The sequence below is a fragment of the Kytococcus sedentarius genome (assembly GCF_041937525.1).
Classification (GTDB): domain Bacteria; phylum Actinomycetota; class Actinomycetes; order Actinomycetales; family Dermatophilaceae; genus Kytococcus; species Kytococcus sedentarius_A.
Genome location: NZ_CP169391.1, coordinates 650,985 through 675,859, shown reverse-complemented (window position 1 = coordinate 675,859; position 24,875 = coordinate 650,985). Strand labels below are relative to the sequence as shown.

General features: G+C 72.3%; 24 protein-coding genes. 3 read left to right on the top strand and 21 right to left on the bottom strand.

All coding sequences use genetic code 11. From position 1 onward, the window contains the following. Window positions 1–73 precede the first annotated feature (73 nt). From der to ACEY2A_RS03080, 7 genes are all read right to left on the bottom strand, one after another. On the bottom strand, window positions 74–1,576 hold the full coding sequence (gene der, locus ACEY2A_RS03110; protein WP_374929417.1) for a ribosome biogenesis GTPase Der: 1,503 nt from the start codon (window positions 1,574–1,576) through the stop codon (window positions 74–76). Beyond that, window positions 1,573–2,319, bottom strand: a complete 747-nt coding sequence (cmk, locus tag ACEY2A_RS03105; protein ID WP_374929416.1) for a (d)CMP kinase — start codon at window positions 2,317–2,319, stop codon at window positions 1,573–1,575. Before cmk ends, der begins: the two co-directional genes overlap by 4 nt. Continuing rightward, complete coding sequence (locus ACEY2A_RS03100; RefSeq protein WP_374929415.1) at window positions 2,319–3,173, bottom strand: pseudouridine synthase; 855 nt, start codon at window positions 3,171–3,173, stop codon at window positions 2,319–2,321. Before ACEY2A_RS03100 ends, cmk begins: the two co-directional genes overlap by 1 nt. Further along, complete coding sequence (gene scpB / locus ACEY2A_RS03095) at window positions 3,170–3,835, bottom strand: SMC-Scp complex subunit ScpB (protein ID WP_374929414.1); 666 nt, start codon at window positions 3,833–3,835, stop codon at window positions 3,170–3,172. Before scpB ends, ACEY2A_RS03100 begins: the two co-directional genes overlap by 4 nt. Further along, a complete protein-coding gene (locus ACEY2A_RS03090; protein WP_374929413.1) occupies window positions 3,835–4,689 on the bottom strand; it encodes a segregation and condensation protein A in 855 nt (284 codons plus the stop codon). The genes scpB and ACEY2A_RS03090 overlap by 1 nt, the downstream gene beginning before the upstream one ends. Before the next feature lie 22 nt (window positions 4,690–4,711). Next, window positions 4,712–5,587, bottom strand: coding sequence for a ParA family protein (locus ACEY2A_RS03085; protein WP_374929962.1), 876 nt, complete (start codon window positions 5,585–5,587; stop codon window positions 4,712–4,714). 180 nt (window positions 5,588–5,767) lie between these two features. Then, on the bottom strand, window positions 5,768–6,727 hold the full coding sequence (locus ACEY2A_RS03080; protein ID WP_374929412.1) for a site-specific tyrosine recombinase XerD: 960 nt from the start codon (window positions 6,725–6,727) through the stop codon (window positions 5,768–5,770). A 27-nt stretch (window positions 6,728–6,754) separates the two neighbouring features. Here ACEY2A_RS03080 and ACEY2A_RS03075 point away from each other — a divergent pair, with 27 nt between their 5' ends. Further along, window positions 6,755–7,384 (top strand): hypothetical protein, encoded by a 630-nt coding sequence (locus tag ACEY2A_RS03075; RefSeq protein ID WP_374929411.1) that lies wholly within the window; start codon window positions 6,755–6,757, stop codon window positions 7,382–7,384. Between the two features lie 19 nt (window positions 7,385–7,403). On the opposite strand, the gene ACEY2A_RS03070 is transcribed toward ACEY2A_RS03075, so the two are convergent. Further along, window positions 7,404–8,102 (bottom strand): MBL fold metallo-hydrolase, encoded by a 699-nt coding sequence (locus ACEY2A_RS03070; RefSeq protein ID WP_374929410.1) that lies wholly within the window; start codon window positions 8,100–8,102, stop codon window positions 7,404–7,406. Window positions 8,103–8,181: 79 nt separating this feature from the next. On the opposite strand from ACEY2A_RS03070, the gene ACEY2A_RS03065 reads away from it, so the two are divergent. After that, the gene (locus ACEY2A_RS03065; RefSeq protein WP_374929409.1) at window positions 8,182–9,825 is read left to right on the top strand and encodes a DUF349 domain-containing protein; all 1,644 of its coding nucleotides are present in this window, start codon (window positions 8,182–8,184) and stop codon (window positions 9,823–9,825) included. After that, window positions 9,822–11,150, top strand: a complete 1,329-nt coding sequence (locus tag ACEY2A_RS03060) for a M18 family aminopeptidase (protein ID WP_374929408.1) — start codon at window positions 9,822–9,824, stop codon at window positions 11,148–11,150. The genes ACEY2A_RS03065 and ACEY2A_RS03060 overlap by 4 nt, the downstream gene beginning before the upstream one ends. A gap of 70 nt (window positions 11,151–11,220) precedes the next feature. Here ACEY2A_RS03060 and ACEY2A_RS03055 read toward each other — a convergent pair whose 3' ends face one another. The 13 genes from ACEY2A_RS03055 to pgsA all read right to left on the bottom strand — a co-directional run bounded on the left by ACEY2A_RS03055 (window position 11,221) and on the right by pgsA (window position 24,700). Continuing rightward, on the bottom strand, window positions 11,221–13,443 hold the full coding sequence (locus ACEY2A_RS03055) for a RelA/SpoT family protein (protein ID WP_374929407.1): 2,223 nt from the start codon (window positions 13,441–13,443) through the stop codon (window positions 11,221–11,223). A 95-nt stretch (window positions 13,444–13,538) separates the two neighbouring features. Continuing rightward, window positions 13,539–14,102, bottom strand: a complete 564-nt coding sequence (locus ACEY2A_RS03050; RefSeq protein WP_374929406.1) for an adenine phosphoribosyltransferase — start codon at window positions 14,100–14,102, stop codon at window positions 13,539–13,541. 54 nt (window positions 14,103–14,156) lie between these two features. After that, window positions 14,157–15,371, bottom strand: coding sequence for a protein translocase subunit SecF (gene secF / locus ACEY2A_RS03045; protein ID WP_374929405.1), 1,215 nt, complete (start codon window positions 15,369–15,371; stop codon window positions 14,157–14,159). Further along, complete coding sequence (gene secD / locus ACEY2A_RS03040; RefSeq protein WP_374929404.1) at window positions 15,371–17,317, bottom strand: protein translocase subunit SecD; 1,947 nt, start codon at window positions 17,315–17,317, stop codon at window positions 15,371–15,373. Before secD ends, secF begins: the two co-directional genes overlap by 1 nt. Before the next feature lie 101 nt (window positions 17,318–17,418). Next, window positions 17,419–18,489 (bottom strand): Holliday junction branch migration DNA helicase RuvB, encoded by a 1,071-nt coding sequence (ruvB, locus tag ACEY2A_RS03035; protein WP_374929403.1) that lies wholly within the window; start codon window positions 18,487–18,489, stop codon window positions 17,419–17,421. Further along, window positions 18,486–19,112, bottom strand: coding sequence for a Holliday junction branch migration protein RuvA (ruvA, locus tag ACEY2A_RS03030; RefSeq protein ID WP_374929402.1), 627 nt, complete (start codon window positions 19,110–19,112; stop codon window positions 18,486–18,488). Before ruvA ends, ruvB begins: the two co-directional genes overlap by 4 nt. Then, the gene (ruvC, locus tag ACEY2A_RS03025; protein WP_374929401.1) at window positions 19,109–19,735 is read right to left on the bottom strand and encodes a crossover junction endodeoxyribonuclease RuvC; all 627 of its coding nucleotides are present in this window, start codon (window positions 19,733–19,735) and stop codon (window positions 19,109–19,111) included. The genes ruvA and ruvC overlap by 4 nt, the downstream gene beginning before the upstream one ends. Window positions 19,736–19,739: 4 nt before the next feature. Then, window positions 19,740–20,495 carry a YebC/PmpR family DNA-binding transcriptional regulator gene (locus ACEY2A_RS03020; RefSeq protein WP_374929400.1) on the bottom strand — a complete coding sequence of 252 codons (756 nt, stop codon included), beginning with the start codon at window positions 20,493–20,495 and terminating at the stop codon, window positions 19,740–19,742. A gap of 143 nt (window positions 20,496–20,638) precedes the next feature. Then, window positions 20,639–21,283, bottom strand: coding sequence for a pyridoxal 5'-phosphate synthase glutaminase subunit PdxT (gene pdxT, locus ACEY2A_RS03015; protein ID WP_374929399.1), 645 nt, complete (start codon window positions 21,281–21,283; stop codon window positions 20,639–20,641). Next, a complete protein-coding gene (gene pdxS / locus ACEY2A_RS03010) occupies window positions 21,280–22,176 on the bottom strand; it encodes a pyridoxal 5'-phosphate synthase lyase subunit PdxS (protein ID WP_374929398.1) in 897 nt (298 codons plus the stop codon). The genes pdxT and pdxS overlap by 4 nt, the downstream gene beginning before the upstream one ends. Before the next feature lie 57 nt (window positions 22,177–22,233). Further along, a complete protein-coding gene (locus ACEY2A_RS03005; RefSeq protein ID WP_374929397.1) occupies window positions 22,234–22,875 on the bottom strand; it encodes a hypothetical protein in 642 nt (213 codons plus the stop codon). Beyond that, a complete protein-coding gene (locus ACEY2A_RS03000; protein WP_374929396.1) occupies window positions 22,872–24,068 on the bottom strand; it encodes a glycosyltransferase family 4 protein in 1,197 nt (398 codons plus the stop codon). The genes ACEY2A_RS03005 and ACEY2A_RS03000 overlap by 4 nt, the downstream gene beginning before the upstream one ends. After that, entirely contained in the window at window positions 24,065–24,700 is a 636-nt protein-coding gene (gene pgsA, locus ACEY2A_RS02995; protein ID WP_374929395.1) for a phosphatidylinositol phosphate synthase, read from the bottom strand. Before pgsA ends, ACEY2A_RS03000 begins: the two co-directional genes overlap by 4 nt. Window positions 24,701–24,875 lie beyond the last annotated feature (175 nt).

Genomic DNA, 24,875 nt, shown 5'->3' with positions numbered 1-24,875 from the left:
ACCATAACCCATCGGTGGGACTGGTTCCCAACCCGGTCCCCCGGCGCGGCGAGGCCACGCCGGGAGCAGGGCCTCAGCGGCGCCGACGCTCGCGCACCCGCACCGAGATCTCGATGGGCGACCCCTCGAACCCGAACCGCTCCCGCAGCTTGCGCTCCAGGAACCGCCGGTAGGAGTGCTCCAGGAAGCCCGAGGAGAACACCACGAACTTCGGCGGCCGGCTGGACGCCTGGGTGGCGAACAGGATGCGGGGCTGCTTGCCCGAGCGCACCGGGTGCGGGTGCGCCGCCACGACCTCACCCAGGAACGAGTTCAACCGCCCCGTGGGGATGCGGGCGTCCCAGCTCTCCAACGCCTGGTCCAGCGCCGGCACCAACCGGTCCACGTGGCGCCCGGAGGTGGCCGAGATGTTCACCCGGGGCGCCCACGGCACCTGCACCAGGTCACGCTCGATCTCCCGCTCCAAATAGTGGCGACGCTCCTCATCGGTCGTGTCCCACTTGTTGTACGCGATCACCAGCGCCCGCCCGGAGTCGATCACCTGCTGCACCACCCGGATGTCCTGCTCGGCGATCTCCTGACCGGCATCGATGAGGACGACGGCCACCTCGGCCTTCTCCAGCGCGCTCTGCGTGCGCAGCGAAGCGTAGAAGTCCACCCCGCGGGTCTGGTGCACCCGGCGCCTGATGCCTGCGGTGTCCACGAACATCCAGGTGCGACCACCCAGCTCGATGTACTCGTCCACCGGGTCCCGGGTGGTGCCGGCGACGTTGTCCACCACCACGCGGTCCGCCCCCGCCAGCCGGTTCAGCAGCGAGGACTTGCCCACGTTCGGACGCCCCAGCAGGGCCACCCGGCGCGGCCCGCCGACGACGCGCCCCGCATCGGACGACGGCTCGGCGGGGAAGCTGGCCAGCACCTCGTCGAGCAGGTCACCCGAGCCCTTGCCGTGCAGTGCCGAGACGGGCCACGGCTGCCCCAGACCCATGTTCCACAGGGCCGCGGCCTCGCCCTCCAGGTGCAGGTCGTCCACCTTGTTGGCCACCAGCAGCACCGGCTTGTCCGAGCGGCGCAGCAGCTTCACCACGTCCTCGTCGGCGTCCGTGGCACCCACCGTGGCGTCCACCACGAAGATCACCACGTCCGCCAGCTCCACGGCCACCTCGGCCTGCTGGGCCACGTGCTTCTGGATGCCCTTGGCGTCGATCTCCCAGCCGCCGGTGTCCATCACCATGAACGGCACGCCGTTCCACTCCGCGGGATAGGTCACGCGGTCACGGGTCACACCCGGCTCGTCCTGCACCACGGCCTCACGGCGGCCCAGGAAGCGGTTCACCAGCGTGGACTTGCCCACGTTCGGGCGGCCGACGATGGCCACCACGGGCAGCGACTGCACCTGGTTGCCGTGCTCGTCGAAGTCGCCGTCGGCCTCGATGAGGGCCGCGTCCTCCGCCTCGAGCTCGAACTCGTCCAGGCCCGCCTTCAGCGCTGTGGCGTAGGCGACCTCCACCTCGGTCTCGGGAGCATGGGGGTCGACCTGCTCCACCTCGGTCTCGTCGTACTTGTCCTGACTCATGCTGCTCCCTCGGGGGTCCGGCCAGCACGCTGGAGCACCACCTGCACGACGGCCTCCACGGACCCGGTGAGGTCCAGGTCGGAGGTGTCGATGGTGGTGACGCCGTCGGCGGCGGTGGTGAAGTTGGAGACGGTGGAGTCGTCACGGTCGCGGCGCAGCACCTCGTCACGGGTGCTGGCGGACACCTGGCGCCCACCGGACTGGCGCTGGCGGCGGCGCAGGCGCGCCTCCTCATCAGCGGTCAGCAGGATGCGCACCTCCGCATCGGGGGCGATGACAGTGGTGATGTCGCGCCCCTCGGCCACCATGCCGCGGCCGCCGGTGCGGGCGCCGGCGATGATCTCCTGCTGGCGACGGGCCAGCTCGCCGCGCACGTCCAGGTTGGTGGCCACCGCGGAGACCTGCGCCGAGATGCGGCTCTCACGGATGTCACGGCTCACGTTGGCCTCGCCCACCCAGACGCCCGGGGACCCCGGGTCGGTGGACTGGCGCAGCGGAGCGGTGCGCGCAAGGTGCGCCACCGCATCGACATCAAGCAGGTCGACGCCTTCGTCCAGGGCGGCCCAGGTGAGCGCACGGAACATCGCCCCGGTGTCCAGGTAGGCCAGGTCGAAGGCCATGGCCAGCGTGCGGGCCACCGTGGACTTGCCGGAGCCCGACGGGCCGTCGATGGCGACCGTCACCGGCACGTCGAGCTCGTCCAGACGGGGGTGACGGCGCGTGGTGGAGTAGGGCAGCCGCATCAGAGGCCCACCTGCTTCAGGGTGCGGGCCAGCTCGTCGGGGGTGACGGCGCGCAGGTTGCCCGGGCGCAGGTCACCCAGGCGGATCTCCCCCACCTGGGTGCGCACGAGCTCCTCCACCGGGTAGCCGACGGTCTCCAGCAGACGACGCACCACGTGCTTGCGCCCCTCGTGGATCACCAGCTGCACCAGCGCCCAGCCCGGCTGCGAGCCGATCACCGAGAAGTCGTCCACCTTCACCACGCCGTCCTCGAGCTCCACGCCCTCGCGCAGCGTGTTGCCCAGGCCCTTCTTCACCGGGCCCGGCACCTTGGCCACGTAGGTCTTGGGCACCGAGTAGCTCGGGTGCTGGAGGCGGTGGGCCAGCTCGCCGTCGTTGGTGAGCAGCAGCAGCCCGGAGGTGTCCTGGTCCAGCCGACCCACGTGGAACAGGCGCTCCTTGCGGGTGTAGGTGTAGTCACCCACCGAGAGGCGACCCTCCTCGTCCTCCATGGTCGAGATGACGCCCACCGGCTTGTTGAAGACCAGGTAGACCTTCGAGTCGTCCAGCTGCACGGGCAGCCCGTCCACGGCCACCTTCTGCCTGGTGGGGTCGATGCGGACGCCCAGCTCCAGCACCGGCACCCCATCGACCTCCACGCGGCCGTCGGCGATCATCTGCTCGCAGGCGCGGCGCGAGCCCAGGCCGGCGGCGGCCAGCACCTTCTGCAGCCGCTCCCCCTGGTTGTCGTGCACGTCGTGGTCCGGGCGGTTGCCGCCCGGGCGGGCACGGCGCTTGCGCACCGGGCCGAAGCCACCGGTGCCCCGCTTGCCCTGGCCGTTGGGTCGGCCGGTGCCGTTGTCGCGGCGTGTCATGCCTGCTCACTCTCCTGCGTCTGCTGCGTCGTGTCATCGGGTGCCGGCGGCTGCTGCTTCAGGCCGATGCCCGAGGCGATCTCCTCCAGGTCCCCCGCATCGGGCAGGAAGGGCGCCAGGTCCGGCAACCCGCTGAGGTCGTCCAGGCCCATGCGCTCCAGGAACTGGTGGGTGGTGCCGTAGAGGACGGCACCGGAGGGCTCGCTGCCGACCTCGGCGATGAGGCCGCGCGCCGTCAGGGTGCGCACCACGCCGTCCACGTTGACGCCGCGCACCGCTGCCACCCGGCCCCGACTGATCGGCTGACGGTACGCGATGACCGCCAGCGTCTCCAGCGCGGCCTGCGTGAGCCGGGCCTGCCGTCCGCCGATGAGGAAACGCTCCACCGCGTCGGCGTGTTCCGGGCGCGAGTACATCCGCCAGGCGCCGGCCACCGAGCGCAGGTCGAAACCGCGGCCCTGGGCGGTGTAGGTGGCCGAGAGGTTCGCGAGGCAGGACTCCACCGCATCCACCGGCGCACCCAGTCCCTCGGCGAGCTCCTGCGGGGTCACCGGCTCGTCCACCACCATCAGCACGGCCTCCAGCGCGGCGGGCAGGTCCTGGAGCGGGGTGTCGACCGGGGCGGGCGTCTCGGGCGTCATCTGCGGGTCACTCACGGGCATCAGTCTGCCCCCACCGGACCGGCGGTCCACACGACCTCCATGGGTCCCAGCGGTGTGGACTGCTCCACGTCCACCGAGCCGGCGCGCAGCATCTCCAGCACGCCCAGGAAGCGACCCACCACCTCGAGGCGGGTGACCGCGTCGGCGATGAGCTCGGCGAAGGCCAGCCGGCCCGCCCGCTGCAGCCGCTCGGTCATCACGGCCACCTGCTCGGTGACGCTCACCGTCGGGGCGTGCAGGTGGTCCACCCCCACCACCGGCTCCGGGCGCGGGCTCAGGGCCCCGGCGGCGATGAGGGCGAGCTGCTCCGGCGTGATGGTCATCACCAGGTCCGGCAGCACGCTGGCGAATCGCTCCTCCAGCCCGGCCATGCGCGGCACGGCGCCACCGGCCTCACCGGAGCGCTCCTGCATCCACCCCGCCACCTGCTTGTAGGCGCGGTACTGCAGCAGACGGGCGAACAGCACGTCGCGCGCCTCGATGAACTCGAGGTCCTCGATCTCCGAGCGGGTCTCGGCGGGCAGCAGTCGGTTGGCCTTGAGCTCCAGCAGCGTGGAGGCCACCACGAGGAACTCCGAGAGCTCGCTCAGCAGCCAGGCCGATGCGGCGCGATCCCCCGCCGCCTGCGCCTCGGCCGCCGCCTGCTGGGCCTCGCGCAGGTGGGCGATGAACTCGTCGGTGACCGCCGCCAGCGCGATCTCGGTGATGTCCAGCCGGTGCTTGGAGATGAGCCCCAGCAGCAGGTCGAAGGGCCCGTCGTAGGCCGCCTGGTGCACGTGGAAGGCGACCGGGCGGTGGTGGGTCAGGACTCCCCCCGGTGTCTGCGGCAGCGGGGTCTCGGACGGATCGGTCACCGGGACAGTGTGGCCGAGTCGGTCAGGCCACCCCGCCCCGGGCCACGAGCTCTCGCGCCAGGCGGCGGTAGGCATCGGCGCCGGCATGGGTGGGGGCGTAGGAGGTGATGGGCTCCGCTGCCAGGGTGGCGTCGGGGAACTTCACCGTGCGCCGGATGGGCGTGGTGAAGACCAGCTCCCCGAAGTGCTCGGTCACGCTGGCCACCACCTCGCGGCTGTGCAAGGTGCGCCCGTCCACCATGGTGGGCAGGATGCCGTCGATCTGCAGCACCGGGTTCAGGCGGTCGGTGATCTTCTCGATGGTCTCCACCAGCAGCGCCACGCCGCGCAGGGCGAAGTACTCGGTCTCCAACGGGATGATCACGCCGTGCGCAGCGGTGAGCGCGTTGACCGTGAGCAGTCCCAGCGAGGGCTGGCAGTCGATGAGCACGACGTCGTAGTCACCGAGCACCGGGCGCAGCACACGGGCCAGGGCCTGCTCGCGGGCCACCTCGTTGACCAGCTGCACCTCGGCCGCGGAGAGGTCGATGTCGGCCGGCAGAACGTCCAGCCCCGGGGTGGGGGTGCTGTGGATGACCTCGCGCACGTCCAGCTCGCGGGCCGGCGCCATGAGCAGGTCGTAGATGGTGCGGTCGCCGTCCCCGGTGCGCACCCCCATCCCCACCGAGAGCGCGCCCTGGGGGTCGAAGTCGACCAGCAGCACGCGGCGCCCGAGCTCGGCCAACGCGGCCCCGAGGTTGATGGTGGTGGTGGTCTTGCCGACGCCGCCCTTCTGGTTGCACAGGGCGATCACCCGGGCCGGGCCGTGCTGCTGCAGGGGTGCGGGTGCTGGGAAGTCGTCGAGGCGCAGGGGCGTGGTGGGGGCCTCGCCACGTCCGCGGGGCTCGGCCGCGGGCACGTCGAAGTCGGCCAGCGACGGCTGGGTCGCCACGGCGTGGTCACGGGTGTCCGAGCGATCGCTCACGGTGAAGGTCCTCTCCTGTCCGACGGGTGCCACCCTACAGCGCCACACACCGGCCGACCCATCCCTGACTTTCACCCTCACCCTCACCTGACCCTCAACCTGAGAGTGATGCACTCACCGCGCGCGGGGATGCGACTCCTGGAAGACCTCACGCAGGTGATCAGGCGTCACCCGCGTGTAGATCTGCGTGGTGGTCACCGAGGCGTGCCCCAGCAGCTCCTGCACCACCCGCACGTCCGCCCCGCCTGCCATCAGGTGGGTCGCATAGCTGTGCCGCAGGGTGTGCGGGCTCAACGACTCCCCCAATCCGGCGCGCCGTCCGGCCGCCGCCACCGCAGCCCAAGCGCTCTGCCGCCCCAGCCGTCGTCCCCGCTGGTTCAGCAGCAGTGCCGCACCCCCGCTGCCCCGGGCCGCGAGCACCGGGCGCCCGGCACTCAACCAGTCCCCCACGGCCGCAGCCGCCGCGCCACCCAGGGGCACGTGGCGCTCCTTGGAGCCCTTGCCCACCAGCCGCACCACCCGTCCCTCGAGGTCCACGTCGTCGACGTCCAGGCCGGTCACCTCCGAGACGCGGGCCCCGGTGCCGTAGAGCAGCTCCAGCACGGCCCGGTCGCGGCGCGCCACGGCGAGCTCCACCGCATCGCCCCCGCCCTCCACCGGCCCGGTCGACTCGATGAGGCGCGCCACCTCATCGAGGGACAGGGCCTTGGGCAGCGGCTGGACGGCGGCCGGTGGCGGCACGTCGGCCGCCACGTCCACCTCCACCCACCCCTCCTGCAGGGCGAAGGCGTGGAAGCGGCGCACTGCCACCACCATCCGTGTGACCGTGCTGCGCGCCCTGCCCGATGCGGTGAGCTCGGCCAGGTGCTCGCGGACGTCCGCGGCCCGCACCCCCGGCCAGCTGGCGCGACCGGCCGTCTCCAGGTGGGTCACCCAGGCGACCAGGTCCCGGCGATAGGCGCTGGTGGTGTTCGCCGAGAGCCCCCGCTCCACCGCCAGGTGGGCCAACCACTCCTCCACCGCAGGCCACAGGGGGCTGTCCACGGAGGGCTGGGCGGTGCTGCGGGCGCTCATGCCACCAGTGTGCGGCAGGCTGGCCCCATGGCCTGGTACTCCTCCGCCCCCGCCCGTCGTTCGTTGCAGGTGCTGGCCGACCTCCTGGTCGTCGGGTGGACCGTGCTGTGGGTGCTCATCGGTCGAGCGGTCCACCAGCGCACGCTCGAACGCTTCGAGCCCGCCGAGCGGCTGGTGGAGACCGGCGGGCGCATCAACGACGGGGTGGCCACCGCCGACGGGCAGCTCTCGGACCTGCCCTGGGTGGGTGACTCCCTGGCCGGCGTGCTCGACGGGCTGCTGGGGGTGGGCGACCCGGTGGCACAGACCGGGCAGGACCTGCTGGCCTCCGGGGAGAGCCTCGCGGACATGCTGTGGATGCTCGTGAGCGCCGGCCCCATCATCACCGCACTGGCCGTGTGGCTGCCCTTCCGGCTGCACTTCCTGCTGCGCTCCCGCTCCCTGGCCTCCACGCTGCGCCGGGTCGACGACCCCGAGGGGCTGCTGGCCCTGCGGGGACTGGCCACGCTGCCGGTGGGCACGCTGGCCTCCATCGACCGCGATCCGCTGGACGCCTGGCGGCGGGGCGACCCGGAGGTGGTGCGGCAGCTCGCGCAGGCACAGGCCCGCTCGCTGGGGGTGCGGCTCCCGGGTCCGCGCTCGGGCCCGCCGCGCTGAGGTGGGCCGGGGGCGGGGCTCAGAGACCCTGGAGGTAGGGGTTGGACGCCCGCTCGTGGGCCATGGTGCTGGGTCGCCCGTGGCCGGGCAGCACCATCGTGTGGTCGGCGGTGGGCAGCACGACCTCCTTCAGGGAGCGCTGCATGGCCGCGGGATCGCCGCCGGGCAGGTCGGTGCGGCCGATGGAGCCGGCGAAGAGCACGTCGCCGGTGAAGGTGCTGGCCCGCAGGTCCGAACCCGCCTGGGCCACCTGGGCCGGCACGTCGGCCACGTCGAACAGCACGCTGCCCTCGGTGTGCCCCGGCGCGTGGCGCACCCCCCAGGTGAGGCCCGCGATCTCGAGCTGCGCCGCATCGGTGAACTCGTGGACCTCCTCGGGCTCCGACCACTGGAACGACCCGCCGAACTCCTGCTGGAGCATCGCCCACATCGGTTCCGAGAGTCCCTTGCGCGGGTCGGTCAGGCGGTAGCGGTCGTCGGTGTGGATGTAGGCGCCCACGGTGCCGGCGCAGACCGGGGCGACGCTGACCGTGTGGTCGAGGTGGCCATGGGTGAGCAGCACCGCCGCGGGTCGCAAACCGTTCTCCCGCAGCGCGTCCCGAAGTCGGTCGACCACCCCGAAGCCGGGGTCGATCACAACGCACTCCTCGCCGCGTTCCGGTGCAACGACGTAGCAGTTGGTGCCGAAGGCGGTGGCCGGGACAGCGAGGGTGAACATGCAGGCAAGCCTAGGCGCGGCGCCCGGGAGATCCTTACCTAGACTGACCCGAGCGAACCGTCCGCCGAGAGAGGCAACCATGAACGCGGCTGAACAGACCACGTCCACCCCCGAGGGCCCCGAGGACCAGACCTCGCCCGCCCAGGGGACCGCAGAGACGCCCGAGCCCCGGGCACAGGAGAAGGCCCCCGAGGCCCCCGCCAGCACGCCGGCCCACACGCCGCGTGCCGTGCCCACCCCAGCCACGGTCCCCTCCCCGGGCGCTCTGGCGAAGAAGCGTCCCGCCCCTCCGGTCACTCCCGTCGGCGGTGCCCCCGCATCCGAGGGGGCAGACAAGCCGTCCGGCGGCGCGGGCCAGGGCGGCTCCGGCGGGTCGAGGGCCCGCACCAAGCCGCAGCGCGCCACGTTCACGCCCACGCCCGTCCCCGGCCCGCTGGTGGACACCTCCGGCATCACCGAGGGCGACATGGCCCGGTTCGGCTCGCTGAACGAGTCCGGTGAGGTGGTCCGCACGGACGCCGACGGCACCACCACCGTGGTGGGTTCCTACCCCGATGCGGACGCCGACGCCGCTGTCAACTACTTCGTGCGCAAGTTCCAGGAGATCGCTGCCTCCGCCGACCTGCTGGCCCAGCGCATCCACGCCGGCAGCGTGACCGCCGCAGAGGGCCGCCAGTCCTTGGAGGCCCTGCGCAGCCACGTGGCCGACACCCCGATGGTGGGCGACTACGCCGCGCTGGGCACCGTCCTGGACGAGCTCACCGAGGCCCTGCGCGACAAGGAGCGCAGCGACCAGCAGCAGCGCGCCGAGGCCCGCGCCCAGGCCGCCGCCGAGCGCGAGGAGCTCGTCGCGGAGGCCGAGGGCCTGGCAGCGACCGACCCCTCGGCCATGCACTGGAAGCAGGCCAGCGAGCGGATGCGCAGCATGGTGGAGGAGTGGAAGGCCATGCAGCGCGCCCAGATCCGCCTCGACAAGCCCACCGAGAACGAGCTCTGGCAGCGTCTGGCCACCGCTCGCAACACCTTCGACAAGGTGCGCAAGGCCCACTTCGCAGAGCTCGACGCCGACCGCGACCGCGCCCGCCGCACCAAGGAGGACCTGGTCAAGCAGGCCGAGCGCCTGGCCGCCGGGCCGGACACCGGCTCCACCGCCGGTGCCTTCAAGCGCCTCATGCAGGACTGGAAGCGCGCCGGCCGCGCCCAGCGCTCCGTGGACGACGCGCTCTGGGAGCAGTTCCGCGCCGCCCAGGACTCCTTCTTCAACGCCAAGGACGCCGAGGCCGCGAAGCTGGACGAGGAGTACGCCGCGAACCTCCCCGAGAAGGAGGCCGCCCTGCAGGAGGCAGAGGCCCTGCTGCCCGTGAAGGACCTGGAGACCACCAAGCGCCAGCTGCGCAGCATCCAGGAGCGCTTCGAGGCAGCCGGCAAGGTGCCCCGCAAGGAGGTCAAGCGCATCGAGGGCCGCATGCGCGCGGTCGAGCAGGCCGTGCGCGAGGCCGAGGAGCTCCAGTGGAAGAAGACCTCCCCGGAGCACGCCCAGCGCGCCTCGCTGTTCGCGATGCAGCTGGAGGGCGCCGTGCAGGACCTGCAGGCCAAGCTGGCCAAGGCCGAGGCCGCCGGTGACGAGAAGCGCGCCGCCAAGGTGCGCAAGGAGCTGGAGACCAAGCAGGCGTGGCTCGACCAGGCGCGCGAGGGCGTGGCCGAGTTCGGTGGCGAGAAGTGAGCCCCCGCATCGACCGCTTCGACACCGATGAGGTGGCCTCCGGGCTGATCTCCTATCTCGACGACTCCCCCACGCCCTTCCACGCCGTGGCCGCCGCCGCGGAGCTGCTGGAGGCGCAGGGGTTCACCGAGGTGGACGAGACCGGTGCCCTGCCGGTTGAGCCGGGTCGGTACTACCTCGTGCGCGGCGGCTCCCTGGTGGCCTGGAGCACCGAGGGCCTGGACGCCGACGCGGCCACCTCCACCGGCTTCCGGGTGGTGGGCGCGCACACGGACTCCCCCAACCTGCGCATCAAGCCCCGCCCGGACGTGTCCTCCGCGGGCTACGCCCAGCTGGCGGTGGAACCCTACGGCGGCCTCATCGCCAACTCGTGGCTCGACCGCGACCTGGGCCTGGCCGGCCGCGTGACCCTGCGCGACCCGCAGGGTGTCAACGGGGTGCGCACCGAGCTGCTGGACGTGGACGAGCCGCTGCTGCGCGTCTCCCGCCTGGCCATCCACCTGGACCGCGACGTCCGCGAGGGCGAGTCCCTCAACGCGCAGCGCCAGCTGGTGCCGCACTGGTCGGTCTCCCCGAACGCGCCGGCGTTCACCACCTGGCTCGCCGGCCGCCTGGGTGTGGACAGCACCGACGTGCTCGGCTGGGACATGATGACCTACGACCTCACCGGTGCGGCCCGCATCGGCCTGGACGGCGGCCTCATCGCCTCGGCCCGGTTGGACAACCTCGCCACCTCCTACGCGGCCGTGCGCGCCCTGATCGATGCGGTGGGCGACCCCCAGGGTGCGCTGGACGCCATCCCCGTGATCGCCCTGTTCGACCACGAGGAGATCGGCTCGATGTCGGAGCGCGGCGCGTTCTCGCAGCTGCTGCCGGCCGTGCTGGAGCGCATCGTCCTGGCGCGCGGCGGTGACCGGCAGGACCACCTGCGGGCGCTGGCGTCCACGGTGATCGCCTCAGGCGACATGGCCCACGCCACGCACCCGAACTACGCCGACCGTCACGAGCCCGGCCACCACATCGCGCTCAACGGTGGCCCGGTGCTGAAGATCAACACCAACCTGCGCTACGCCACCGACGGTGTCGGCACGGCCGCCTTCCGCCTCGCATGCCAGCAGGCCGGGGTGCCGATGCAGGAGTTCGTGGTGCGCTCGGACCTTCCGTGCGGCTCCACGGTGGGACCGATGACGGCCGCGCTCACCGGTGCGACCACGGTGGACTTCGGCGCACCGACGCTCTCCATGCACAGTGTGCGCGAGGTCTGCGGGGCCGCCGACCAGGCCATGTACGTGGCCTGCCTGGCGTCCTTCCTCGACCCCGCCTGAGCAGTCCGGCCGCACGCCGCGGGCCCCGTCTCCTCCGGGAGGCGGGGCCCGCGGGCTGTGTGGGGGCGCCTCAGGCGGCCCGGGTGACCGAGTAGATGCCCCGCACCTGCTTGAGCGTGGAGACCACGTGGTCCAGGAAGTCGACATCGGCCAGCTCGAACTCCAGCCGGCCGTAGGCGGTGCGGGCGTCCGGGGAGGTGAAGGCCATGTCCGAGAGCACCAGACCCAGCTCGTTCGTGACCCGCAGGATGTCGGCCACCAGGCCGTTGCGGTCCAGGGCCTCCAGGGCCAGACGCACCGTGAAGGCGCCGCGGCCCCGCTCGTCCCAGGCCACCCGGACCATGCGCTCGGGGCTGTTGCGCAGCTGCTCCACGTTGGCGCAGTCACTGCGGTGCACGGAGACCCCGCGCCCGGTGGTGACGTAGCCGACGATGTCGTCACCCGGCACGGGGGCGCAACAGACCGCGAGGTGGCTCCAGACGTCGTCGGAGCCCACGATGTGCACCGGCGCCTCCCCCGGCTGCCGTCGACGCTCCGGCACCAGGGCCTCCGGCGGCGGCAGCACCTCCTCCTCGACCTCGCCGTGGGCCTGGCGCAGCAGCTCGATGATGTGTTCCACCGACGCGCGGCGCTCGCCGATGGCCTGGAAGACCCCGTCGCGGTCGTGGACGCTGAGCCGTTCGACCACGGGGCGCAGCGCGTCCTCCCGCGTCCACTGCTTCACCGGCAGGTCGGCCTTGCGCAGGGCCCGCACCAGCAGGTCGTGGCCCTGGGCGGTCATCTCCGCCTTGCGCTCGCGGCTGAACCACTGCTTGATCTTGGAGCGGGCACGCGGGGTGGCCACGAAGGTGAACCAGTCCCGCGAGGGGCCCACGCCCTCGCCCTTGGCGGTGAGGATCTCCACCGAGTCACCGTTGGAGAGCTGGCTGTCCAGGGGCACCATGCGGCCGTTGACCTTGGCGCCCACGGCCTTGTGCCCCACGTCGGTGTGGATGGCGTAGGCAAGGTCCACCGGCGTGGAGCCCCGGGCCAGGGAGATGATCTTGCCCTTGGGCGTGAAGACGAAGACCTCCGGGGAGGAGATCTGGAAGCGCAGCGTGTCCATGAAGTCCTCGCTGCTGGCGTCCAGCGCGAGGTCCATGGTCTCCCGCAGCCACGACAGGTCCTGGGTGGAGCGGGTGGTGGACGCCCGGGACTTGTACCGCCAGTGGGCGGCCACACCGTACTCGGCGAGCGTGTGCATCTCGTGTGTGCGGATCTGGATCTCCACCGGCTTTCCACCCGTGCCCATCACCGTGGTGTGCAGCGACTGGTACCCATTGCCCTTGGGGGTGGCGATGTAGTCCTTGATGCGGTGCGGAAGCGGCGTGAAGAGCGAGTGCACCAGGCCCAGGGCGTGGTAGCAGCTCGCCACGTCATTCACCATGATCCGCAGGGCGATGAGGTCGTGGATCTCCTCGAAGGCCCGGCCGCGCACGGACATCTTCTGGTAGATGGACCAGTAGTGCTTCTCCCGGCCGGTGATGACCACGGGCAGGCGCGCCTCGGCCATCGCCTGCTCGAGCTGGGAACGGATCTCCCCCAGGTACTCCTCCCGCTGCGGCGCGGCGGCGGCCACCTGGCGCACCACCTCCTCGTACACCTCGGGCTGGGAGAACCTGAACGACAGGTCCTCGAGCTCCCACTTGATGGCGTTCATGCCCAGCCGGTGGGCCAGCGGGGTGTAGATGTCCAGGGTCTCCACAGCCTTGCGTCGCGCGCTCTCCGGGGAGACGTAACGCCACGTGCGGGCGTTGTGCAGGCGGTCGGCCAGCTTGATGACCAGCACGCGGATGTCCTTGGACATGGCCACGACCATCTTGCGGACGGTCTCGGCCTGCGCGCTGTCGCCGTATTTCACGTTGTCGAGCTTCGTGACGCCGTCCACCAGCAGCGCGATCTCCGGGCCGAAGTCGGCCTCGAGCTGCTCCTGGCTGTAGGGGGTGTCCTCCACCGTGTCGTGGAGCAGCGCCGCCGCCACCGTGGGGGCATCCATCCCCAACTCGGCCAGCAGGCCCGCCACGGCCACGGGGTGGGTGATGTAGGGGTCCCCGCTCTTGCGGAACTGCCCCTCGTGCGCCTTCGCCGCCACGGCGTAGGCCCGTTCCACCACGGAGAGGTCGGCCCGGTCACCACGTTGGCGCAGCCGCTTCATCAGCGGCGCGAGCTCAGGGGTCTCCGTGCGCGAGGTACCCAGCCGGGCCAGCCGCTCGCGCATGGTCCAGCCCGTCGCGGTGCGGGGCTGCTGGGTCATGTCGGGATGATACGTGGCGCAGAGCGCTGTCCCCGCATCACGTGACGTGATCCACATCGATCACGCGCCCGTCCTCACGGGTCACGCGTCCCGGGTCACTCCTGGACGAGCAGACTCACCACGTCGTGGCCCTCGAGCTGGCGACGCCCGCCGAGGAAGGCCAGCTCCAGCACCACCTCGATGCCCACCACGCTGGCGCCGGCCTCACGCACCAGCGAGACGCAGGCCGCGGCCGTCCCGCCGGTGGCCAGCACGTCGTCCACGATGAGCACGCGGTCGCCGGCCACGACGGCGTCCTTGTGCATCTCGATGGTGGCCGTGCCGTACTCGAGGGTGTAGCTGGCCGAGTGGGTCTCCCCCGGCAGCTTGCCCGCCTTGCGCACCGGCACGAAGCCGACCCCGAGGGCATAGGCCATGGCCGCCCCCAGGATGAAGCCACGGGCCTCGATGCCGACGACCACGTCCACGTCCCCACCACGCCGGCGGACGACGTCCTGCACGACCGCCCGGCTGGCCCGGGGGTCACGGAGCAGCGGCGTGAAGTCCTTGAACACCACGCCCGGCTTCGGGAAGTCGGGGATGTCCTCCAGCCGGGAGCTGACCAGGGCGGTCAGCTCCTCACCCTGCGGCAGGTCCTGCGGCGTCTGGGGTGCGCTCATCTGATGTTCTCCGGTCGGTTCGTACGGTGCGGCTCGGTGCGGGTGCCCGGTGGGTCAGCGACCCGCCCAGGCCGACGGGTGCCGGGGGCGGCCGCCGCCGGCGATGGTCCGCCCAGCACCCTCCACCTCACCGGTGAGGGCACGACCACGACCCGGGCGGTCCGACTCCTCGGCATTCTGCCCGGTCTCCTCGCCCTGCGGGGCCTCCTCGCCCACCGGCTGGTCGGTGGCGGCCTGCGTGGCCCCACCCTGCTCCTGCCGGCGGGCCAGGATGGCGGCGGCACGCGCCCGCTGGCGGTTGCGCACCTCGGCGTCGTGGGCCTTGATCTCCGGCTCCCCCTCGCGCAGCTGCACCAGCAGCGGCGTGGCGATGAAGATCGAGGAGAAGGTCCCGATGGCGATACCGATGAACAGGGCCAGCGACAGGTCGAGCAGCGTGCCCGGGCCCAGCTTCGCGAAGCCGACCACCAGGATCGCACCGACCGGCAACAGCGCCACGACCGAGGTGTTGATCGAGCGCACCAGGGTCTGGTTGATCGCCATGTTGGCGGCCTGCGAGTACGTCTTGGTCTTGTGCTTGCGGGCGTCGTCGACGTTCTCGCGCACCTTGTCGAACACGACCACCGTGTCGTAGAGCGAGTAGCCGAGGATCGTCAAGAAGCCGATCACCGAGGCCGGCGAGACCTCGAACCCGGCCAGCGCGAACGCACCGACGGTGAAGATCAGGTCGTGCAGCAGGGCCACGAGGGCGGCCAGGGCCATCTTCCAGGTGCGGAAGTACAGCGCCAGCACGACGGAGACGAGCACGAGGAAGACGCCCAGGGCCATCAGCGCCTTCTGGCTGACCTCCTGCCCCCAGGACGGGCCGACCAGCGAGCCGGCCACGTCCTGCGCCGGCACGCCGAACTCCTCGGCCAGGGCGCTGCGGGCGGCGTCCATGCCCTGCGTGCCGCCCTCGACGCTGGCGGCCTGCACCCGCACGGTGTCGCCACCGATGATGCTGGAGCGCACCGCCTCGCCGGCGCCGACGGAGTCGGACAGAGCGTCACTGGCGCGCTCCTCGTACCCGCTGGTGTCGGAGACCCCCGCGACGCGGAAGTCCGTCCCGCCGGTGAACTCCAGGCCGAGGTTGATGCCCCGGCCGAAGAGCCCGACGAGGGTCAGGGCCAGCAGCACGGCCGAGACGAGGTACCAGATCTTGCGGCGGCCGATGAAGTCGATCTGCCGGCGACCGGTGTAGAGGTCGTTGCCGAACTGTGCGAAACCCATCAGAGGGCGACCTCCGTAGTCGTGCCGGACGTCGGCGTCGGTTCGGGCAACGAGCGCACCCGTCCGCGGCCCACGTAGGTGGACTTGCGGGCGCCCAGGCTCTCGGGGTTCATACCGGACAGCGGGTGCCCGTTGCCGAAGAACCTGGTCTGGGCCAACAGCGTGACCACCGGGTGCGTGAACAGCATGACCACGATCAGGTCGATGATCGTCGTCAGACCCAGCATGAACGCGAAGGCCTTCACGTTGGCCTCGCTGAGCAGGTACAGGATGACGGCGGCCAGGAGGTTCACCGCATCGGAGATGAGGATCGTGCGCCGCGCGCGCACCCAGGCGGTGTCCACGGCGTTGCGCAGCGGGCGTCCCTCGCGCACCTCGTCGCGGATGCGCTCGAAGTACACGATGAAGGAGTCGGCGGTGATGCCGATGGCCACGATGAGACCGGTGATGCCGGCCATGGTCAGGCGCAGGTTGTACTGCCAGCCCAGCAGCACCACGGCCCCGTAGGCCAGCAGCGCCGCCAGCGCCAGTGACGCGAGCGTCACCAGACCGAGCACGCGGTACTGGAAGAGCGAGTACACGGCCACCAGGAGCAGGCCGATCACACCGGCCCAGATGCCCCAGCGCAGCTGCTCGTCACCGAGGGTGGGGCTGATCTGCTCGGAGGACTGCAGGTTGAAGCTGAACGGCAGGGCGCCGAACTTCAGCTGGTCGGCCAGCGCGCGGCCCTCCTCGGCGGTGAAGTCACCGGTGATGGAGGCCTCGCCGTTGGTGATGGTCTGCCGCATGCCCGGGGCGCTGATGACGTCACCGTCCAGCAGCATCGCGAACTGGTTGTAGGGCGAGCCCTCCGGCTGGGCGGCCATCATGGCCGAGAGGTCGGCGAAGATGTTCGAGCCCTCGTCGTCCAGCTCCAGGTTCACGGCGATCTCGCCGGTCGGCTGGCCCTGGGCGTTCGTGGCCGGGCCGGAGGAGGCGTCGGCGATGCTCGAGCCCTGGATGCGGGTGGGGCCCAGCAGGTACTTCACCTGACCGTCCGGGTCGCAGGCCACCACGAAGTCGTCGTCGCCGGCGCTCTGCGCGGCGTCCTTGGCGTCCTCGTCCGCGCAGTCCAGCTCCTCGTAGCGCGACTGCACCTCCGGCGGCACCACGATGTCCTGGCCGCGGGCGTCGGGGTCGGACGAGCCGGACTCGCCGCCGTCACCGGAGCCACCAGAACCGGAGGGCGAGGGGGACGGCTCGGCGGATCCGGAGCCCGAACCGGACGGGCTGGGCTCGGCGGAACCGGAACCCGAGCCGGACGGGGACGGGCTGGACCCGGAGGTCGCCTCGCCCGACGGGCTGGCCTGGGCCGGCCACACGCCCTCGGCGGTGGTCGGCGAGGAGCTGGGCTCCGCAGAGGCGCCACCGGAGGGGATCGCCTCGCCCGAGCCCTCACCGGAGGGGGTCGCCTCGCCGGAGGCGTCGCCAGACGGGGTCGCCTCACCCGAGGGCTCCTCGTCGGACTCGTACCCGGGCAGGGTGTCGACGGTGTCGGGGCCGGTGGTGCTGCCCTCGACCGCGAGCACCTCGCGGAAGGTCATGCGGCTGGAGGCCTGCAGCGACTCGAGCACGGCCGGGTCGGGCGTGCCGGGCATGGCCACCGAGATGTTGCTGCCCCCGAGGGTGGTCACCTCGGCCTCTGCCACACCGGAGCCGTCCACACGCTGGCGGATGATGTTGACCGCCTGGTCCACCTGGCCGCCGCTCACGTCGCCGCCCTCGATGGCGGGCTCCAGGATGAGCTGCTGACCGCCCTCGAGGTCGAGGCCGAGCAGCGGCGTCAGCTGCGCCGCCGGCTTGGCAAAGAGGTGGGCAGCCCCCAACCCGCCGAAGAGAAGCATCAGCAGCAACAGCAGCGTCAGCAGGGTGTTCACGGCCTTGGCCCGCTGGGCACGCATGTTCATCAGCGCACCCCCAGCAGGGCCATGTCGCCAGGCTTGGGCATCGACTTACCTCGGTTCGTGGTGTTCGGGGCTGTCCGCACGGGGCACAGCGGGACGTGAGTCTAGGCGAGGGGTGGTTGGTGACCGAACCGACCCGCGGGTCCGGAGGGCGGTCGGCTGCCCAGGTGCTCCCAGGCGGCGGCCGTCGCGGCCCGACCGCGGGGTGTGCGCACGATGAATCCCTCACGCACGAGGTAGGGCTCGGCCACCGACTCCACGGTGTCGGCCTCCTCCCCCACGGCCACGGCCAGGGTGGTGAGCCCCACCGGTCCGCCGTCGAACCGGTGGCACAGTGCCTCCAGCACCGCTCGGTCCAGGCGGTCCAGTCCCAGCAGGTCGACATCGAAGAGGGAGAGCGCCTCGCGGGCGGCCTCGGCCGAGACCACGTGTCGCCCGTGCACCTGGGCCCAGTCCCGCACGCGGCGCAGCAGCCGGTTGGCGATGCGGGGCGTGCCGCGGGAGCGCCCGGCGATCTCCGCGATGCCCTCGGGCTCGCTGGCGATACCCAGCTTCACCGCGTTGCCTGCCAGGATCGTGGCCAGGTCCTGCGCCGTGTAGTAGTCCAGGTGCCCGGTGAAGCCGAAGCGGTCACGCAGCGGGGCCGGCAGCAGCCCGGACCGGGTGGTCGCCCCCACCACCGTGAACGGCGGCAGCTCCAGCGGGATGGCCGTGGCCCCGGGCCCCTTCCCGACGATGACGTCCACCCGGAAGTCCTCCATGGCCAGGTAGAGCATCTCCTCGGCCGCGCGCGACATGCGGTGGATCTCGTCCAGGAAGAGCACCTCCCCCTCGGCCAGCGAGGAGAGGATGGCCGCGAGGTCGCCCGCGTGCTGGATGGCCGGGCCGGAGGTGATGCGGATGGGCGCGGCCATCTCACCGGCCACGATCATGGCCAGCGTGGTCTTGCCCAGGCCCGGGGGTCCCGAGAGCAGGATGTGGTCCGCCGGCGCACCGCGGCGACGGGCCGCCTCCAGCACCAGGTGGAGCTGGTCGCGCACGCGGTCCTGCCCGGCGAGGTCGGCGAGGCGCTTGGGGCGCAGTGCGGCATCGAAGCCGGCGTCGTCCTGCCCCGCCGCCGGGTCGACGATGCGGGCGCCCTCCTCGGCGGCCGAACGGTCCCAGGGGTCACTCACGACGCGGCCTCCCGCAGCGCCTCACGCAGCAGCACCGGCAGCGCCGGGGCCGGCCCGGTGTCCTGCGCGTGCTGCTCCACCACGGTGCGCGTGGCCTTGGCGGCCTGCGTGGCGTTCCAGCCCAGGCCCTCCAGGGCCTCGCGCACCTGTGCTGCCCAGGCGGGCTCACCCGCATCGCCCCCGGTGGGCTCGGCAGCCGGTGCCGCGGCCTCTCCGCCCAGGTCCGTGGGGAGCTTGCCCGCCAGCTCGAGCACCAGGCGCTGTGCCCCCTTCTTGCCGATGCCCGGCACGCTCGTCAGCGCGGCGAGGTCCTCGGTCTGCACGGCCCGGGAGAGCTCGGCCGGGCTCAGCACCGCCACCAGGGCCAGCGCGAGGCGCGGGCCCACCCCGGAGACGGACTGGACGGTCTCGAACACCTCACGGGTGTCGACGTCCAGGAAGCCGAACAGGGTCAGGGAGTCCTCGCGCACGACCAACGACGTGGCCAGCTGCGTCTCCTGCCCGGTGCGCACCTCAGCGGCCACCTGTGGGGGCACCAGCACCCGCATGCCGACTCCGCCGACCTCCACCACCACGTGGTCGAGGCCCACGTGGGCGATGGTTCCGTTCACCGAGGCGATCACCGTGTCCTCCTGCTCCGTCGTGCCTGTTCCTGGGCGGCCTGCCACCGCGAGGCGGCCCGGTCGCGAGCCGCCGCCTGGGCGGCGACGGCCCGGTCCATGCGACCGGCCGCCGTCCCACCGAGTCCGGCGGCCGCAGCCAGCTGTCGTTCAGCACCACCGCGCCAGATCTGCGCGATCGCCAGAGCCAGCGCGTCAGCCGCATCGGCGGGCCGGGGCGCCTGCTCCAGCTGCAGGATCCGCGTCACCATGCTGGTCACCTGCTCCTTGCCTGCCCGCCCGTTGCCGCACACGGCGGCCTTCACCTCACTCGGCGTGTGCTGGCCCACCTCGACCCCGGCCCGGGCCGCCGCCACCAGGGCGACGCCGCTGGCCTGCACGGTACCCATGATGGTGCTGACGTCCGACCGGGCGAAGATCCGCTCCACGGCCACCGCATCGGGGTCGTGGGTCTCGATCCAGTCCTCGATGCGGCGGCTCACGGCCAGCAGTCGCTGCTCGGGCAGCGCGTCGGTGTTCGTGCGCACCACGTCCACGGCAACCATCCGCAGACTCCCCCCGCGCCGGCCCTCGACCACACCCAGGCCGCACCGCGTCAGCCCGGGATCGACGCCGAGGACCCGCACGCGATCAGTCCTCGTCCAGCTCTGCCAGCACCGCATCGGGGACGGCGGCCGCGGCGTAGACCTCCTGCACGTCGTCGCAGTCCTCGAGGGCGTCGATCAGTCGGAACAGCTTGCGCGCGCCCTCCGCATCGAGCTCGATGGGGGTGATCGGCAGCATCTTCACGTCGGCCGAGTCGTAGTCCACGTCGGCCTGCTGCAGGGCGGTGCGCACGTCCACCATGTCCGAGGGGTCGGTGGTGACCTCGTAGCCCTCCCCCAGGTCGGTGAGCTCCTCGGCGCCGGCCTCCAGGACGATCTCCATGAGCTCGTCCTCGGACTTCTGGTCGCCGCCCACCACGATGACGCCCTTGCGGTGGAAGTTGAAGGTCACCGAGCCGGAGTCGGCCATCTGCCCGCCGTTGCGGGTGAGGGCGGTGCGCACCTCCATGACGGCGCGGTTCTTGTTGTCGCTGAGGCACTCGATGATGAGGCCCACGCCGCCGGGGGCGTATCCCTCGTAGGTGAGGGCCTGGTACTCGGCACCACCGGCCTCTGCGCCGGACCCGCGCTTGACGGCGCGATCGATGTTGTCGTTGGGCACCGAGTTCTTCTTCGCCTTCTGGATGGCGTCGAACAGGGTCGGGTTGCCGGCGGGGTCCCCACCGCCGGTGCGTGCCGCGACCTCGATGTTCTTCACCAGCTTGGCGAACAACTTGCCGCGCTTGGCATCGATCGCAGCCTTCTTGTGCTTCGTCGTTGCCCACTTGGAGTGACCGGCCACGTTGCTCCCTCAGGTTGGTACGAGTTCTGGTGCGGGCGGCCGCCACCTGCCTGTGCACCGGCGGCCGCGCGGACCGGTCACGCGGGAGCGTCTCCCGCGCCCGGTCGGCAGGTCATCCTAACGACCTGCCCCGACACCCTCGCTCAGTCGCGCCCCACGGATCGCACCATGTCCACGAACAACCCGTGCACGCGACGGTCACCGGTCACCTCGGGGTGGAAGGAGGTGGCCAGCAGGTTGCCCTGTCGCACGGCCACGATGCGGTCGGCGGCCGCCTGGGTGCCGGCATCCCCGGCCACGGCCCGGTGGGGCACGCGAGCGAGCACCTCCACCCGGTCGCCCACCTGCTCCACCCAGGGGGCGCGGATGAACACGGCCGTCACCGGGTCGGCGCCCTCGCCGAGCACCGGCAGCTCCAGGTCGGTCTCGAAGGAGTCCACCTGCCGGCCGAAGGCGTTGCGGCGGACGGTCATGTCGATGCCGCCGAGGGTCTGCTGGTCACGGTGGCCGTCGAGCACCCCATCGGCCAGCATGATCATGCCGGCGCAGGAGCCGTAGACCGGCATGCCGGCGGCGATGCGCTCGCGGAGGGGCTCGGCCAGACCGAACAGCCGGCAGAGCTTGTCCATCACCGTGGACTCACCGCCGGGGATCACCAGGCCGTCCACCTGCGCCACCTCCTCGGCCCGGCGCAGGCGGAGGGTGGCGGCGCCACTGGCCTCCAGGGCCTCGACGTGCTCGCGCACGTCGCCCTGGACGGCCAGCACCCCGATGAGGGGGTTGCTCACCAGCCGCGCTCGGCCAGCCGGTGCGGCTCGGCGATGCCCTCCACGTTGAGGCCGACCATGGCGTCACCCAGGCCGCGGGAGACCTCGGCGATCTTGGCCGGGTCGTCGTGGAAGGTCGTGGCCTGGACGATCGCCTTGGCGCGCTCGGCGGGGTTGCCGGACTTGAAGATGCCCGAGCCCACGAAGACGCCCTCGGCGCCGAGCTGCATCATCATCGCGGCGTCGGCCGGGGTGGCGATGCCACCGGCGGTGAAGAGGACGACGGGCAGCTTGCCGGCCTGCGCCACCTCCTTGACCAGCTCGTAGGGAGCCTGCAGCTCCTTGGCGGCCACGTAGAGCTCGTCCTCGGCCATCGTGGTCAGGCGGTTGATCTCGGCGCGAATGGTGCGCATGTGGGTGGTGGCGTTGGAGACGTCCCCGGTGCCGGCCTCGCCCTTGGAGCGGATCATGGCCGCACCCTCGGTGATGCGGCGCAGCGCCTCACCCAGGTTGGTGGCGCCGCAGACGAAGGGCACGTCGAAGGCGAACTTGTCGATGTGGTTCGCGTAGTCCGCGGGCGTCAGCACCTCGGACTCGTCCACGTAGTCCACGCCCAGCGACTGCAGGACCTGCGCCTCGACGAAGTGACCGATGCGGGCCTTGGCCATCACCGGGATGGACACGGCCTCGATGATGCCGTCGATGAGGTCCGGGTCGCTCATGCGCGCGACGCCGCCCTCGGTGCGGATGTCGGCCGGAACGCGCTCGAGCGCCATCACCGCCACGGCGCCGGCATCCTCGGCGATGCGGGCCTGCTCGGGGGTGACCACGTCCATGATCACGCCACCCTTGAGCATCTCGGCCATGCCGCGCTTCACACGGGCGGTGCCGGTGGTGGGGTTCTGCTCAGTCACGTCGGTGTGCCTTTCGGTGTACGGGGAGGCGGCTCCCGGGACGGGGAGCGCCACGGGTCAGTCTACGGGGCGCCCCTCGCCACCGGGTCGCAAGTGGGGCACGTCGTCCTCCACCTGCAGCACCTCCGGGCGGGTGGTGCCACGCTCGAGACCCAGCATCCGCACCGCGCGCCCCGCCAGGAGCGGGCGGGTGGACTGCACCACCTCGTTGTGCCGCAGACGGAGCGTGTGCACGCGCTCCGAGGCCACGGCCAGGGCCCGCTTCGCGGACTGGGCCTGCGGTCCCGCCGCGTCGTCCTGCCCGGCACCGCCACCGTGCCGCTGGTGGAAGGCCCGGCGCAGGGCCTCGGTGAGGTGCTCCTCGGCCTCCAACCGGTCGGGACCCAGCAGGTCGGCCTCGTCGGCCGCGGCGTCGCAGGCGTCCAGCACGTCCCCGATGGTGCGCAGCACGATGACGGAGCTCGAGGGGTCGAGACGACCCACCTCGACGAACTCCTGCGCAGCGAGGACCCGACGCATCAGCGCCGCGTCCAGTGCCGCCCGCGACGCCTCGATGCGGGCGCGCGCCTCCCGCGCACGGCCCGCGGCCCGTGACCGCCACAGCCACAGCGCACCGGCCGCCAGCACCAGCAGGGCGGCGAGCGCACCGACCCCGAGCGGCCCCACCCAGCCCATCGGGTCCAGGTCCTGTCTGCTCATCGCCCCTCCACCTCGTCGTAGACACCCATGACCTCCTGGCCCACCACCTGCCAGTCGAAGCGTCCGGCACGCGTCCGTCCCGCCGCCCGCATCCTCTCCCGCAGGGGCGGGTCGAGCACCACGTCCTCGAGGACCCGGGCCAGGTCCGCGGCATCGCCGGCCCGGAAGTGGCGGCCCGCTCCCTGCAGCACGGAGACGTAGGCCGGGAGGTCGCTGGCCACCACCGGCGCCCCGGCGGCCATGGCCTCGACCAACGTGATGCCGAAGTTCTCACCCTGCACCTGGGGCGCGACCACGGCGGTGACACTGCGCATGAGGGAGGCCTTGTCGGCCTCGCTGAGCTCCCCCAGCCACACGATGCTGGTGCGCAGCTCGGGGAACTCCCGCTCCACGGCGCTGCGCGCCTCGGGCTGGCCGGGTCCGGCGACGAAGATCCGGGCGCCGGGCGTGCGGCGCACGATGTCGGGGACGGCCCGCAGCAGCAGCGAGAGCCCCTTGCGGTGCTCGCTGGAGCGCCCGATGAACGCGAGGGTGGGCCGCCCGGGACCCTCCGCCCAGGGGGCCCGGGGTGCGGGGTCGGTGAAGCGGTGGATGCGCACGCCGGTGGGGATCACCCACGGGTCGGTGCCGAGGCACTCGCGCACGGAGTCCCGGGTGGTGCGCGAGACCGCCACCGAGGCGCGGACCGGTGCCAGCACCCGGCGCACCAGCGGCACCACCTGCCGCACCGTGTGGCCGGGCGCGAAGGAGTTGTGGAAGGTGGCCACCAGCGGCAGCCGGTCGGCCACCACGTCCGCCGCGGTGAGCGAGAGGCTGGGCGCCATCGGCTCGTGCAGGTGCAGCAGGGTGGGGGCCGTGGTGCGCAGCCAGCGGCTGACGGCGGCCCGGGAGGCCTGCCCGGAGGTCACGTGCGAGGCGGACCCGGCATAGGGAACGCGCAGCGCGCCGGGCACCACGGTCAGCCCCACGGTCTTGGGCAGCCCCCAGGCCGCGGCGGCCAGCGGCTCCAGCGGTGCCTCGGCGTCCGCCCGCGCGGCCCGGCGCAGGGCGGCCCCCGTGCCGCTCACCGGGGCCAGCACGCTCACGCGGTGGCCCTCGGCCTGCAGGGTGCCGGCGAGGTCGCGCACGTGGGCCTGCACGCCACCGGGCACGTCCACCGGGAAGGGGCACACCAGCCCGATGTGGCGGGTCACCCCACCTCCCGGCGCACGGCCAGGGAGCGCTGCCCCACGGTGACCAGGCCCAGCACGGTGAGCACCCCCATCGCGATGGTCAGGGCGACGTGCGGCAGCCCCAGGCCCACCAGCCCGGTGGCCACCAGGACCAGGATGAGGCGCTCGGCACGTTCGGCGATGCCGATGTCGGCGCGCACCCCCAGGCCCTCCGCACGGGCGCGGGCGTAGCTGACGAGGAAGCCGACCACCAGACCGCTCAGCGTGAGCACGCCCAGCACGGTGGCGTGGTCGGCCGAGAGGGGCGCGTCCACCCCATCGGAGGCGGAGCGCAGCGCCCACCAGCCGATGCCGAGGAGCACCGCCGCATCGCCGATGCGGTCGCAGGTGGAGTCGAGATAGGCGCCCCACTGGCTCTGGCGCTGCTGGAGGCGGGCCATGGTGCCGTCGAGCAGGTCGGACAGGACGAAGACGGTCACCACCAGGGTGCCGGCGAGGAACTGGCCGCGCGGGAAGAACCACAGGGAGGCCACCACCACGCCCAGCATGCCCACGACGGTCACGGCGTCGGGCCCCACACCGGCGCGCAGCAGGCCGCGCGCCACGGGGTCGACGACGCGCGCGAGCACGGGGCGGACATGACGGTTCAACATGGCTGGCCAAGACTAGTCGCCGTGCAGCACGCGCCGGGTGGGGCGGAATGTGACATGGCCCGCACCGCAGCCTTCCTGCAGGACAAAGTCGTTGTCAGCACCTAGGGTTCAGTGTGAGCGCCCTCTTGCCGCCGCGTGCGGCATCCCCCCACTCAGAGGGCACTGACGAAAGGAG